Origin of the sequence: Halioglobus japonicus, from assembly GCF_001983995.1 — a bacterium.
Taxonomy (GTDB): Bacteria; Pseudomonadota; Gammaproteobacteria; order Pseudomonadales; family Halieaceae; genus Halioglobus; species Halioglobus japonicus.
In genome coordinates this window covers 743878-756224 of sequence record NZ_CP019450.1, presented here as the reverse complement: position 1 = coordinate 756224, position 12347 = coordinate 743878, and the positions used below count along the sequence as shown (strand labels likewise).

Here is a 12347-nt window from a genome sequence, read left to right as displayed (position 1 = left end):
GCAGTTACGATGGCCTTTAAGAACACTCCAAGATTACTCGCGAGCGCCTGTTGTGCACTTTTTTTGACGCTTCCGGCGCACGCCGCTGTAGAAGAGAATGCGGCGCTGCCGCTGGACGACCTGCGCACCTTCGCTGACGTCTACAACCAGATTCGGGTGGGTTACGTCGAGGACATCGACGATAGCACCCTGCTCGAATACGCCATTCAGGGCATGCTCATGGGGCTGGACCCTCACTCTGTGTACCTCACCAAGGACGCCTTCCAGGATTTACAGGACGCCACCAGCGGCGAGTTCACCGGGCTGGGCCTCGAAGTGGGCATGGAAGACGGCTACGTGAAAATCATCTCGCCGATCGACGGTTCACCCGCCTCCGAGGCCGGCCTGCAAAGCGGCGATGTCATCCTCAAGCTGGGCAATGCGCCAGTGAAAGGCATGAGCCTGCAGGAAGCTATCGAACTCATGCGCGGCCCCGCGGGCACCTCCATCGAATTGAGCATTGGCCGCCCCGGAGAAAGCCAGCCCTTCGAAGTAACCCTGACCCGTGATGTCATCAAGGTCGCCAGCGTACGCCAGCGCTGGCTTGAGCCCGGCTACGGGTATATCCGCATTGCCCAGTTCCAGAGCGCTACAGGCGACGACGTGGCCGAGGCCCTGGACAAGCTGATGAACGAGCAGGATCTCAAGGGCCTGGTACTCGACCTGCGCAACAACCCCGGCGGCGTGTTGCGCTCCAGCGTCGACGTGGCCGGCTTGTTTATGGACGGTGGCACCGTGGTGTACACCGAGGGCAGGCTGCCCAACTCCGATCATCACTTCGACGCCAAGGCCACCGACACCACCGCCGGTGCACCGCTGGTCGTACTGATTAACGCAGGCTCTGCATCAGCCTCGGAAATTGTCGCCGGCGCCCTGCAGGATCACAGCCGCGCAGTCATTATGGGCACCCGCAGTTTCGGCAAGGGCTCGGTGCAAACCGTGCTGCCGATCTCCGAATCGCGGGCCGTCAAACTGACCACAGCGCTCTATTTCACCCCCAACGGCCGTTCAATCCAGGCCGAGGGGATTGAACCGGACATCGAGGTGGAACGCGCCCGCGTCACCGCATATGAAAGCTCCCGTCGGGTATCCGAGGCCGATTTGTCCGGCCATCTGGATAACGCCAACGGCAACAGCAAGAAGAAAGCTGCGAAGAAACCTGCCAGTGAACTGCTGGCCCGGGACAACCAGCTTTACGAAGCGCTGACCCTGCTCAAAGGCATTAATATTTTGGGCATGCGGGCACAGCCCTCCGCCACTGACACGGCGGAGCAGGGTGAATCCTGAACGCCTGACAACCCTACTCGCCCTGCTAATCGCGCTGCTGGCCCTCCCCGGCCAGGCAGCGCCGCACTGGGCTGACGCCTGCCAGAGTCCACCGCCCACCGCCTTTGCCGCATCACAGCCGCGGGCCACCGTGGTGTTGATTATCGACGACATCGGCCATCAGTGGCGCAACGGCATGGCCATGGTTGAGCTCCCCGGCAAGGTGAACCTGGCGGTATTGCCGCACACCCCCCACGGCCGGGATCTGGCCGAGGCCGGCTTTGCCGCTGGCAAGGAAATCCTGTTGCACGCCCCCATGAGCAACCATCGCGGCATGGCACTCGGCCACGGGGGTCTGACCCCAACCCTGGCCCGGGACGACTTTGATCGCGCCCTCACTGCGGCCATCGAAGACATTCCGCACCTGCGCGGTGTGAATAACCATATGGGGTCAGAGCTCACTGAAATGCCCCTGCAAATGGGCTGGGTCATGCAGACACTTCTCCGGCGTGAGCTGTACTTTGTCGACTCGCGCACCACCAGTGACAGTGTGGCCGCGCGCACTGCGGCCGCCTACAACGTGCCACACTTATCGCGCACAGTTTTTCTGGATAACGAGCGCAGTGCCGAGGCTATCGGCCAGCACTTTGAGGAACTGGTCACCCTGGCAGAGCAGCGTGGCCTGGCGGTGGGCATTGGTCACCCCTACCGTGAAACAGCGGACTTCCTGCAACAGGCGATACCGGCGCTGGCATGCCGGGGCATAGCGCTGGCACTGGTGTCTGAGGTATTGGAAGAACAAGGTTCGCGCACTGCGCTGGCCGCCGACGCGAAGCCGGCGACGCTGCCATCAGAGGCGGACTTCGATCCCGCGCTCGGCCATATAGGCCTTGGCTTCGGGCACAGTGTGCTCACCGAAGTGGAAGATGCTGGCGGCGAGCACGGCGTCGGCACCGCCGAGCGTAATGCCCTCCACGAGGTGATCGAGATTCCCGACGCCACCTGAGGCAATCACTGGAATCTCGACAGCGTCGGTAATGGCGCGAGTCACGCCCAGCTCAAAACCGTTTTTGGTCCCGTCGCGATCCATGCTGGTCAGCAGAATCTCCCCGGCCCCGAGATCCGCCATCTTGCGCGCCCAGGCGACAGCATCGATACCCGTGGGCTTGCGCCCGCCATGCGTGAAAATCTCGTAGCGCGGCTCGCCGTCAACGTCGTCCACGCGCTTGGCATCAATCGCCACCACAATGCACTGCGACCCAAAACGCAGGGCTGATTCACGCACCAGTTCCGGGTTGTGAATGGCGGCGGTGTTAATGCTGACCTTGTCGGCCCCGGCATTGAGCATGGTGCGGATATCGTCCACGGTGCGAATACCACCGCCCACGGTCAGCGGGATAAATACGTTCTCCGCAATCTGCTCTACCGTATGGACAGTGGTGTCGCGGCCCTCGTGGCTGGCGGTAATGTCGAGGAAGGTGATCTCGTCGGCGCCTTGTTCGTTGTAGCGAATCGCCACTTCCACGGGGTCGCCGGCGTCACGGATATCGACAAAATTGACGCCTTTCACCACACGCCCGTTCTCGACATCGAGACAGGGAATAATTCGTTTCGCCAGACCCATAACGACTCCTCAGCGCTGGCCGTCCCAGGCCAGGAAGTTTTTCAGCAATTTGAGGCCCGCAGTGTGGCTCTTCTCGGGGTGGAACTGGGTGGCGAACAGGTTGTCGCGGGCCAACGCGGCATCGGCGGCGACGCCATAGTCCAGCGCCCCAACCACCAGCTCGCGGTCATTGGCTTGTACATAGTAGCTGTGGACGAAATAAAACCGCGTGCCGTCTTCAATGCCCTGCCAGAGCGGGTGATCGCGGGTTTGGCGCACCTCGTTCCAGCCCATGTGCGGCACTTTCAGGCGCTCGCCATCGACAGAGGTCAGCGGGTTGCCAAAGTAACGCACCTGGCCGTCGACCAGGTTCAGGCAGTCAACGCCGTTGTTTTCCTCGGAATGACCCAGAAGCGCCTGCATACCCACGCAGATAGCCAGCACCGGCTTGTGCTGTTCCAGCAGCGCATCTGCCAGCAGTTTGTCACATTCGAGGCGGCGGATTTCCGCCATGCAATCGCGCATGGCACCCACACCGGGAAAAACTACCCGGTCGGCCTGGCGAATCTGCTCGGCATCGTGGGTAACCACGACTTTGTCAGCGCCCACATGCTCGAGTGCGCTCGCTACCGAGTGCAGATTACCCATGCCGTAATCGATAACGGCAACGACACCACTCATGGAATTACCTCAGAGTACGCCTTTGGTGGATGGGGTGACACCGGCCATCCGCGGATCTTCGGACAGGGCCATGCGCATGGCGCGACCGAAGGCTTTGAAGATCGTCTCGGCCTGGTGATGGGTATTGTCACCACGCAGGTTGTCCACGTGCAGGGTGACTGCGGCGTGGTTCACAAAGCCCTGGAAGAACTCCATGAACAGATCCACGTCAAACCCGCCTACGGTGGCGCGGGTGAACTCCACGTTAAACGTCAGCCCGGGGCGGCCGGAAAAATCGATCACCACCCGTGACAGCGCTTCATCCAGCGGGCAATAGGCGTGGCCGTAGCGCATGATGCCTTTCTTGTCGCCCACCGCCTGAGCAAAGGCCTGGCCCATCGTGATACCGATGTCTTCCACCGTGTGGTGGTCATCGATGTGCAGATCGCCCACCGCTTTGATATCGAGATCCATGAGACCGTGGCGCGCAATCTGGTCGAGCATGTGCTCGAGGAACGGAATTCCCGTGTCCAGATTAGCCACACCGGTACCGTCCAGGTTCACCGCAGCGGTGATCTGAGTTTCCAGTGTGTTGCGTTCTACAGCGGCCTTGCGCTCAGCCATGGTGCTCTCCCAAGCAGAATTAACGGGGCCAACCCCCGCATCGGGCGGCCATTATAAGGGAACAAGTGCTTGAATTCACTGGCAGAAATACCCCTCCACCGGTACCCTTGCGGGCACCATGTCGACACCCGAATTCGCGCAAAAAGTCCTCACCTGGTTCGACCAGCACGGCCGTCATGACCTGCCCTGGCAGGAAGACACCACCCCTTACCGGGTGTGGGTATCGGAAACCATGCTGCAGCAAACCCAGGTGAAAACCGTCATCCCCTACTTTCACCGCTTTATGAACGCCTTCCCCACCGTGGAAAACCTGGCGGCCGCGGAAGAAGATGAAGTCCTGCACTTGTGGACCGGGCTGGGCTATTACGCGAGGGCGCGCAATCTGCACAAGGCCGCGCGCCAGGTGGCGCAGGAACTGGACGGCGTGTTCCCGGATTCAGTAGAGGGTCTGGAAGCCCTGCCCGGCATCGGCCGCTCCACCGCCGGCGCGGTTCTCAGCATTTCAAGTGGCCAGCGGGCCACCATTCTCGATGGCAACGTCAAACGGGTGCTGGCGCGCTACGCGGCCGTGGCCGGCTGGCCCGGCAAAACGGCGGTGCACGATGAGCTCTGGCGTATTGCCGACCGCTACACACCGCACGAACGCTGCGCCGACTACACCCAGGCGATGATGGACCTGGGCGCCACGCTCTGCACTCGCACCCGGCCAAGCTGCCCGCAATGCCCGCTACAGACCGAATGTGAGGCCCATGCCCTGGGCCGTGAGACAGATTTTCCGGGCAAGAAACCCAGGAAAGTCATCCCGGTGCGCACCACCCGCTTTCTCATGCTGCGCAATGCCAGCGGCGATGTGTGGCTGGAAAAAAGGCCCTCACCAGGGATATGGGGCGGCTTGTGGTGCTTCCCTGAATCCCCCGACCTCACGCCAGAAGCCAGCGTGCTCGATCTCACTGGCCTGGCACCGGCATCTATCGAGCCGTGGCCCGTGTTCCGGCATACCTTCAGCCACTACCACCTGGATATCGAGCCGCTACTGGTCCAACTCGATGCCAGCCCGGCTGCAATCATGGAAGCAGACCGGCAGCTCTGGTATAACGTGCGCCAACCGCCCCAGATCGGGCTCGCGGCACCCGTGGTCGGGCTGCTGCAACAATTGACCGCCCAGGAGTAAGCGATGTCCCGCACCGTATTCTGCAAGAAGTACCAGGAAGAGCTGGAAGGCCTGAATGCGCCGCCCTACCCCGGCCCCAAGGGTCAGGAGATCTTCGAAAACGTCTCCAAGAAAGCCTGGCAGGACTGGCAGGAACACCAGACCATGCTGATTAATGAGAAGCACTTGTCACTGGTCGACCCCGAAGCGCGCAAATACCTGCAGCAGGAAATGGACAAGTTTTTTGCCGGTGAGGACTACGACAAGGCCGAGGGTTACGTACCCCCCTCAGAGTAGGCCCAGAAGCCCCGGAAATACCCTTGACTCCGGGGATTCATACAGGTTTAATACGCGCCTCTCGCGAATAGCGACTTGGCCCGGATAGCTCAGTTGGTAGAGCAGGGGATTGAAAATCCCCGTGTCGGCAGTTCGATTCTGTCTCCGGGCACCATATTTTGAAAAAGCCTCGTCAGTCATGACGGGGCTTTTTTGTTTATCCCAGCCAGAAGCCCCTACTCCCGATCAGCCGGATGGTTTACACCATCATAAGTCGGGATTCCCTCGATCTTTAAAGGGTTGATTCCTTCCAGGCACGCCACATTAAACCCGTACTGCTCAGGGTTTGATCTGCGCTGGTGGTGGGTGTAGATGCCGCAATGGCTGCAGAAATAATGTTTCGCCGTGCAGGTATTGAACTGATACAGGGTCAGCGCATCTTCGCCACGAAGAATATTAATGCCCGACAGTGGCACCGAGGCTGCGATAGCGCCCCGGCGGCGGCACAGGGAGCAGTCGCAGCGGCGCACATCCACCAGGCCGTCAGGTAGGCTCAGCTCAATTTCAACAGCGCCGCAGTGACAACTCGCTGTGTGCCTGGCCTTAATTTCGACGCCATCGACTTCTTTGAAGTTAAGGGGCATATATCACTCCTTTTGTTGCTAGAGTCTCAGCGGCTACGACCGATGGCGGGCCTCATCTACTATTTACTATTACTCGCCTGTGTAACTGTGTCAGCTATTCACAGGTCCAGCGAGAACCTCAGCGAGTCCTTGTGTTGATTACCGTTCTCCATCACCGGATCGGCATAGTGTAGGCTGAGCTGCCCATTCATTTGAAAAGTTGCATAAATATAAGGATGCCACCCGCCCAAGATGTAAACCAAACGAGTGTACGTAGATAGGTGATACCCGCCGTATAGACGGCTACATAGACAACCCTGCTCCAAAAGAAAATAGTCGAACCAAGAGCGGTCATCTCATTGGCTTTACCTGAGATATGAGCCACGATCACTAAAATAGCAAATGCTGTGAGGCTTTCCATGAGATTGGAGTGAGCCTGAACTGCACGTTGCGTCCAAGGTGGAACAGCTAACTCAGTATCGCGGTTTCCTGCACTCCAACTAAAACCGCCTGGCTGTAATGATCTGCCTGCTCCATAAATGAAAGGCATAAATAAGCCAATGAAAGCTGTAAAGATAAGCATCCATAGATCAGTAGTCATAAATCCCTCAAATAGTAAATTTTGAGCCTAACCGCTAGGTATATGAGAAAGTCAGTGTGCTTTAAAGATCCTTTTCAATGTGAAGGGCAGCTTTGTGAACGTTATCTGCCCTCAAACTTACCTCATTCCCCATGGGCAGCTAAGGGGCCATAAGCGGACGTTGTTCAGTACGTGGCACCACGCGACACTCCCGCTCCTGTCCCTATGTGACCACCCATAGCCATAATGAACATCAGTACTAGAATAGCCACAAATATCAAGACAGGTATAAGGTTCCTCTTGTCAGCCCACCTGGGCTTAGCACTGGCTCGCTCTGCGTCCACTTTACGCTTGCGCTTCATGTGCATGTCATCCTTGGGGCCAAAAGCTGTCATTTCTGGATGACCAGGTCGCCCTGTTGAAGTCTGATTGATCTTCCATCAAATAAAACTTCCTCCCAATTCTCAGGCCTATGTGACTCACAATCATGTGCAACGACATAATTGTCATAATTTGGATCACCAGTACCTGGCAGCGTAAAGAACTTGGAGCCACCCGTTATGCCGTAACTCTCGCATAGTTCTAATTGCTGAATAGCAGTGTCAATTCTATTGATTAACCCTATGTGTTCAGCCCTGTCGGCTATCGAGCCAAGTGCCTCAGTGGATTGAAGCTCGACCAGATAGTCTTTCAGCTTATCAATGGCAGGGTTCATCGAAGCCTGCCATCCGGGTGAGGAAAGAAAATTGTGTTACATGCATCGAAAATCCTTTTCAACGTGAATGGCAGCTCTGGGGCCAAGACCTGCCGCTCACTTTAGTCTGAACAGCCATAGTTTCCTACCCACTTGGGCTTACTCCAATCACTACACCGCAGCTGTCGGGCGTGCTCTGGATCTTGCTCAATCGCGTACTCGAAAATCTCCATCAGTTCCGAGTCCTCCTGCCATTGCTCTATTGGGAACTTTTCGTTCTGAACGGCCATGATGCGGATGTGCGAGTAGATCTTCCTCACTTGCTCATCACCAAGGTCGTAACGCTTAGCAAGTTGGTGTAAGTCCTTCGTGCTGTACGCTTCCCAGCTTGCAATGTGATTAGCAGCTTCGTCATCTAAACCGAGTTGCAAGTAATGGAGAATGCTTATAGTGCGGACCTGCTGATGAAGCAGATACGTACTCATCGGTACAGTCGCTTCGCCTTCCCCTTCAGCGTGCAGAGAAGAAGAGAACAAGACCTGAATTGTGAGAACCAATCCGAATAACAGCCGCATTGTTTCACTTCCTTGTTGAAATCCAGCGATGTCCGCTTTGTGGACGAAAGCGGACCTTCACAGGTTGTGTCCTCTTGCCCAAAGTCAGGCAATAGCTATTCACGCTGATGTAGTGGCAGACACTAGCGTGCTCCGTAGATCACGACAAATATCGTTATCGATTAGCGTCAATCATCTCCAGCACTGCCTGCAGCACCTCCTCAGGCGCCTCAACCTGCGGGTAGTGTCCCACATTAGGGAGGCGCACCGTGTCGGGGTTTGGAATCAGTGCCTCGTAACGGTCCACAAGATGCCCGCCGGAGACAGGATCCAGCACGCCGTCGGTCAGTCGTATCGGGATAGTTGCCTGCTGCAGTGCCCCTACCCAACGCTCTCGATTGGCGCGGCGCTCGGTCATATAATGAATTAACCGGTGCATGACCTTGTGGCCGTCCTTGTACTGCATCATCTCCCAGAACTCGTCGATCTCCTGCTCGCTGGGAGGTGTGTTTGGACCAAATACTTTGGTGAGATTCTTGGCAAGTGTGCCGCGCTTCATGAACTTGACCAGCAGCCCACCCAGCGGGCTTACCAATACCTTTTGCATGAACACCGCATGATGGGTCTCGGGAAACAAACCACCGTTAAGGAGATTGAGTGTTTTCATCTGGAACGCCAGTGAGCCATCGTTCTGACGCGCCAACAGTTCCTGCGCCACCGTGTCACCGTAGTCGTGGGCCAGTACGTGGCAGCTGCTTCCCTCAAGTTGGGCCAGCAAAGTGCAGTAGATATCGGCCTGGGTGAATATGCTGTAAGGCTGTTGCGGCTTATCACTGTAGCCAAAGCCGAGCATGTCCAGGGTAATGCAGCGAAACCGTGAGGTGAGCTCAGGCCAGATCTTGATCCAGTCCCAGCTGGCGGTGGGGTAGCCATGAATCAGCAGTAAGAGTTCACCCTCACCTTCGACTCGATAGAAGATCTGGTGCCCTGCGTGCTCAAAATACTGGCCGCTGTCGCGCCACTGGTGAAGGTTCATGTAGCTATACCTGCCAAGTCTGTTGTTTTATTCTGGGTGTCAGTACATTGCCGTCACTGACAGCGTGTTCAGCTGCAGCAGCATACCAATAAAACTTCGCTGCGAGGAGCGCGTTCACTCAAGCAGAGGTTTGCGGCTCAGTCCACAGCTATTCACCCAACGCCAGAGGGAAGACTATGCAGAATATCTACAAGCTCCTGGGAGCACTGGTGCTGGGCAGCGCATTGCCCCTCCAGGCAGCGCCACTGGACAACGCAGCACTCGTAGCGCACTACCAACACCTGCACCGCAATCCCGAACTATCGCTGCAGGAAGAACAAACCGCCGCCTATCTTGCCGCAGAACTCAAGCGTATGGGCTATGCCATCAGCACCGGCATTGGCGGCCACGGTATCGTCGCCCTACTGGAGAACGGCGAGGGCCCCACGCTGATGTTTCGCGCCGATATGGATGGCCTGCCGATACCCGAGGCCACCGGCCTGCCCTATGCGAGCCAGGCAACCGGCGTTATCCCCTCCGGTGATGAAGTGCCGGTCATGCACGGCTGCGGCCACGACGTTCACATGACGGTGCTGCTCGGCGTTGCCAGCCAACTGGCCGAACGCCGCGACGAATGGCAGGGCACGCTTATGCTGGTGGGCCAGCCTGCCGAAGAAGTGGGCAAGGGCGCCAAAGCCATGCTCGAAGACGGTCTGTTCGAGCGCTTCCCACTACCGGAGGTCAACCTGGCGCTGCACGTCAGCGCCGGTCTACCCGCCGGAAAAATTGCCTGGGTAAGCGGCTACGCCATGGCCAACGTCGACTCCGTGGATGTGAGTGTTTATGGCCAGGGCGGCCATGGCGCCTACCCGCATAAAACCAAAGATCCGGTAGTCATGGCGGCGCAAATCGTCACCACCCTACAAACCATTATCAGCCGCGAGATCTCGCCGCTGGACTCGGCTGTTATTACGGTCGGATCAATTCACGGCGGTACCAAGCACAACATCATCTCTGACGAGGTGAAGCTGCAACTCACGGTGCGCAGCTATTCCGATGAATCCCGCGCTTACCTGCTTAGGCGGATTGAGGAAATCAGCCAGGGCGTCGCGCGCACCGCGGGCATGCCCGAAGACAGGCTGCCACTGGTGGAGGTCAAGGACGAATACACCCCGGCGGTATACAACAACCCGGAGCTGGTAGCACAGGTTGTGCCGCTACTGGAGCAGAGTCTGGGGGCAGACGCGGTCATCAAGACCAGTCCGGTCATGGGCGGTGAAGACTTTGCCCGCTACGGGCGCACCGAACACGCCATTCCGGGTAGCCTGATGTGGTTGGGTGCGGTGAAACCTGCCGACTATGCCGCTTCGGAGCGCGGTGAGCTGTCGCTCCCCAGCCTGCATTCAGCAAAGTTTGCGCCGGATGCTGCACCGGCTATCGACACGGGCGTACAGGCAGTCACTGACACACTACTGGGGCTGTTCAAGCCCTGATGGAGAGCGGGGCTCCGGACAGGCGCCCCGCGTCAATCAGCTCAGCCCTGGCCGAGCGCCTTGCTGGCCTCATCGGCTGCATCAGAAGCCGCTTTTTCAGCATCGTCAGCTGCATCGGCAGCCGCATCAGCCGCATCGCTGGCCATATCAGACGCTGCATCTGCCGCATCACTGGCCATTTCACCAGCGGCATCAACAGCGTCTTCCGCCATAGCCTGGGCGCTGTCCGCCGCATCGTCAATGGCATCGCCGGCCGCATCAGCTGCATCTTCAATAGCGTCGCCAGCATCTGCCATGGCCTCGCCGGTGGCCTTCGCGGCATCATTGGCGGCTTCCTCGGCGGCATCCACAGCGTCAGACGCGGCCTCAGACACTGAATCGACGGTTGATTGCGCAGAAGCTTTCGCGGAATCCATGTCTTCCTTGCTGCAAGCAGTAATCGACATGGCGAGAAGGGCCGCACAACTCGCGGCAAATAGTTTATTAATATTCATAAGAATCCCTAAATCGTTAGCGCCAGGTTGAGCACTTGTTTATTGATATTGGCCACCTGCGCCCAAGGCACAGGATTGACTGAGCCTATAACTGTACCCGCGGTCTGTAAAGCCTACAGATTTACAGGTGTCTGGAAGCAAACCATACTTCATTAAAAAATACGATTCAGGGAGCTCGACATATGCGATTTTTGTGGCTGGGTATTTTTGCAGCGGTACTGGTCTGGTCAGCCATTGAACCCAACGATCGGGTGACCTGGTGGCTGGAGGTTGCGCCAGCCCTCGTCGGCCTGATGGTGCTAGTCATCACGCGCCAGCGCTTTGTGCTTACCCCTCTACTCTACGGCCTGATTCTACTGCACTGCATTGTACTCATGGTTGGCGCCCACTATACCTATGCCGAGGTGCCCCTGTTCGACGGCCTGTTTGGCGCCGAGCGCAACAACTATGACAAGGTAGCTCACTTTGTGCAGGGCTTTGTGCCGGCCATGATTGCGCGGGAATTACTTATCAGGCAGCAGGTGATTAACGGCGTCTTCTGGCGCAACTTCGTCATCGTTTGTTTCTGCCTCGCCTTTTCCGCCTTTTATGAACTGCTCGAATGGCTGGCTGCCGTGGCCATGGGCAGCTCCGCAGACGCGTTCCTTGGCACCCAGGGCTACGAATGGGATACCCAGACCGACATGGCGCTGGCGCTATTGGGCAGTATCATTGCTCTGGTAACACTGGGCCGGGTTCACGACAAACAGCTGGAGAAACTGTAAATGGCTGACATACACATCCGTGCCGCTGTGCCCGAAGACAGCGGCCTGATCTTCCACTTTGTGCGGGAGCTGGCGATTTATGAAAAAGCCCTCGATGAGGTGGTCACCGATGAAGCGGGGCTGCGCGAGGCCCTGTTTGGAGACAAGCCTCTTGCCCACGGCCTGATCTGCAGCCTCGACGACACGCCCGTGGGCTTTGCCATCTATTTTTACAATTTCTCCACCTGGCTGGGAAAGTACGGCATCTTTCTAGAAGATCTGTATGTCTCCCCGGATTATCGCGGCCACGGCGCCGGCAAGGCACTTCTGCAATACCTGGCCAGGCAGACTGTGGTGGAAGGCTGCGGCCGGTTCGAATGGAACGTGCTGGACTGGAATGAGCCCTCCATTCGTTTCTATGAAGCCTGTGGCGCTGTGGCCATGAGTGAATGGGTTGGATACCGCTTGAGCGGGCAGGCCTTGCAGGACTTTGCCAATGCTGACTAGATCTCAGCTGCAACTCACCGCAGCCC

15 protein-coding genes, 1 tRNA gene and 1 pseudogene are annotated in these 12347 nt (G+C 57.8%); 8 read left to right on the top strand and 9 right to left on the bottom strand.

Annotated elements, in window-relative coordinates:
* The first annotated feature begins 9 nt into the window (after positions 1–9).
* Together BST95_RS03635 and BST95_RS20300 are read left to right on the top strand one after the other, a co-directional pair.
* Positions 10–1326 (top strand): S41 family peptidase, encoded by a 1317-nt coding sequence (locus BST95_RS03635; protein ID WP_066057452.1) that lies wholly within the window; start codon positions 10–12, stop codon positions 1324–1326.
* Positions 1316–2083, top strand: a pseudogene (locus BST95_RS20300) (divergent polysaccharide deacetylase family protein); the annotation flags it as partial. The gene BST95_RS03635 and the pseudogene BST95_RS20300, both read left to right, overlap by 11 nt.
* Positions 2084–2155: 72 nt before the next feature.
* Here BST95_RS20300 and hisF read toward each other — a convergent pair.
* The 3 genes from hisF to hisB are packed head-to-tail and all read right to left on the bottom strand — an operon-like array spanning position 2156 to position 4192.
* Positions 2156–2929 (bottom strand): imidazole glycerol phosphate synthase subunit HisF, encoded by a 774-nt coding sequence (hisF, locus tag BST95_RS03625; RefSeq protein WP_066057076.1) that lies wholly within the window; start codon positions 2927–2929, stop codon positions 2156–2158.
* Positions 2930–2938: 9 nt separating this feature from the next.
* Complete coding sequence (hisH, locus tag BST95_RS03620; RefSeq protein ID WP_084198199.1) at positions 2939–3589, bottom strand: imidazole glycerol phosphate synthase subunit HisH; 651 nt, start codon at positions 3587–3589, stop codon at positions 2939–2941.
* Positions 3590–3598: 9 nt separating this feature from the next.
* Complete coding sequence (hisB, locus tag BST95_RS03615) at positions 3599–4192, bottom strand: imidazoleglycerol-phosphate dehydratase HisB (protein ID WP_084198198.1); 594 nt, start codon at positions 4190–4192, stop codon at positions 3599–3601.
* A gap of 118 nt (positions 4193–4310) precedes the next feature.
* Here hisB and mutY point away from each other — a divergent pair, with 118 nt between their 5' ends.
* The 3 genes from mutY to BST95_RS03600 all read left to right on the top strand — a co-directional run bounded on the left by mutY (position 4311) and on the right by BST95_RS03600 (position 5793).
* A complete protein-coding gene (gene mutY / locus BST95_RS03610) occupies positions 4311–5363 on the top strand; it encodes an A/G-specific adenine glycosylase (RefSeq protein ID WP_084198197.1) in 1053 nt (350 codons plus the stop codon).
* A gap of 3 nt (positions 5364–5366) precedes the next feature.
* On the top strand, positions 5367–5639 hold the full coding sequence (locus BST95_RS03605; RefSeq protein WP_066057065.1) for an oxidative damage protection protein: 273 nt from the start codon (positions 5367–5369) through the stop codon (positions 5637–5639).
* A gap of 78 nt (positions 5640–5717) precedes the next feature.
* Positions 5718–5793 (top strand) — tRNA-Phe (locus tag BST95_RS03600).
* Between the two features lie 61 nt (positions 5794–5854).
* Here the strand turns inward: BST95_RS03600 and BST95_RS03595 are convergent.
* From BST95_RS03595 to BST95_RS03570, 5 genes are all read right to left on the bottom strand, one after another.
* Complete coding sequence (locus BST95_RS03595; protein WP_084198196.1) at positions 5855–6262, bottom strand: GFA family protein; 408 nt, start codon at positions 6260–6262, stop codon at positions 5855–5857.
* Positions 6263–6449: 187 nt separating this feature from the next.
* Positions 6450–6842, bottom strand: coding sequence for an MAPEG family protein (locus BST95_RS03590; RefSeq protein WP_084198195.1), 393 nt, complete (start codon positions 6840–6842; stop codon positions 6450–6452).
* A 370-nt stretch (positions 6843–7212) separates the two neighbouring features.
* A complete protein-coding gene (locus tag BST95_RS03580) occupies positions 7213–7536 on the bottom strand; it encodes a hypothetical protein (protein ID WP_084198193.1) in 324 nt (107 codons plus the stop codon).
* Positions 7537–7637: 101 nt separating this feature from the next.
* Positions 7638–8090, bottom strand: a complete 453-nt coding sequence (locus BST95_RS03575) for a hypothetical protein (RefSeq protein ID WP_084198192.1) — start codon at positions 8088–8090, stop codon at positions 7638–7640.
* A 154-nt stretch (positions 8091–8244) separates the two neighbouring features.
* Positions 8245–9105: an alpha/beta fold hydrolase gene (locus BST95_RS03570; RefSeq protein ID WP_084198191.1), complete on the bottom strand. Its 861-nt coding sequence runs from the start codon at positions 9103–9105 to the stop codon at positions 8245–8247.
* Positions 9106–9281: 176 nt separating this feature from the next.
* Between BST95_RS03570 and BST95_RS03565 the strand changes: the two genes are divergently transcribed.
* Positions 9282–10577 (top strand): M20 metallopeptidase family protein, encoded by a 1296-nt coding sequence (locus tag BST95_RS03565; protein ID WP_084198190.1) that lies wholly within the window; start codon positions 9282–9284, stop codon positions 10575–10577.
* A gap of 41 nt (positions 10578–10618) precedes the next feature.
* On the opposite strand, the gene BST95_RS03560 is transcribed toward BST95_RS03565, so the two are convergent.
* Positions 10619–11071, bottom strand: coding sequence for a hypothetical protein (locus tag BST95_RS03560; protein ID WP_084198189.1), 453 nt, complete (start codon positions 11069–11071; stop codon positions 10619–10621).
* A 182-nt stretch (positions 11072–11253) separates the two neighbouring features.
* On the opposite strand from BST95_RS03560, the gene BST95_RS03555 reads away from it, so the two are divergent.
* Entirely contained in the window at positions 11254–11835 is a 582-nt protein-coding gene (locus tag BST95_RS03555; RefSeq protein WP_084198188.1) for a DUF2238 domain-containing protein, read from the top strand.
* On the top strand, positions 11836–12321 hold the full coding sequence (locus BST95_RS03550; RefSeq protein ID WP_084198187.1) for a GNAT family N-acetyltransferase: 486 nt from the start codon (positions 11836–11838) through the stop codon (positions 12319–12321). It abuts the gene before it with no gap.
* Positions 12322–12347 lie beyond the last annotated feature (26 nt).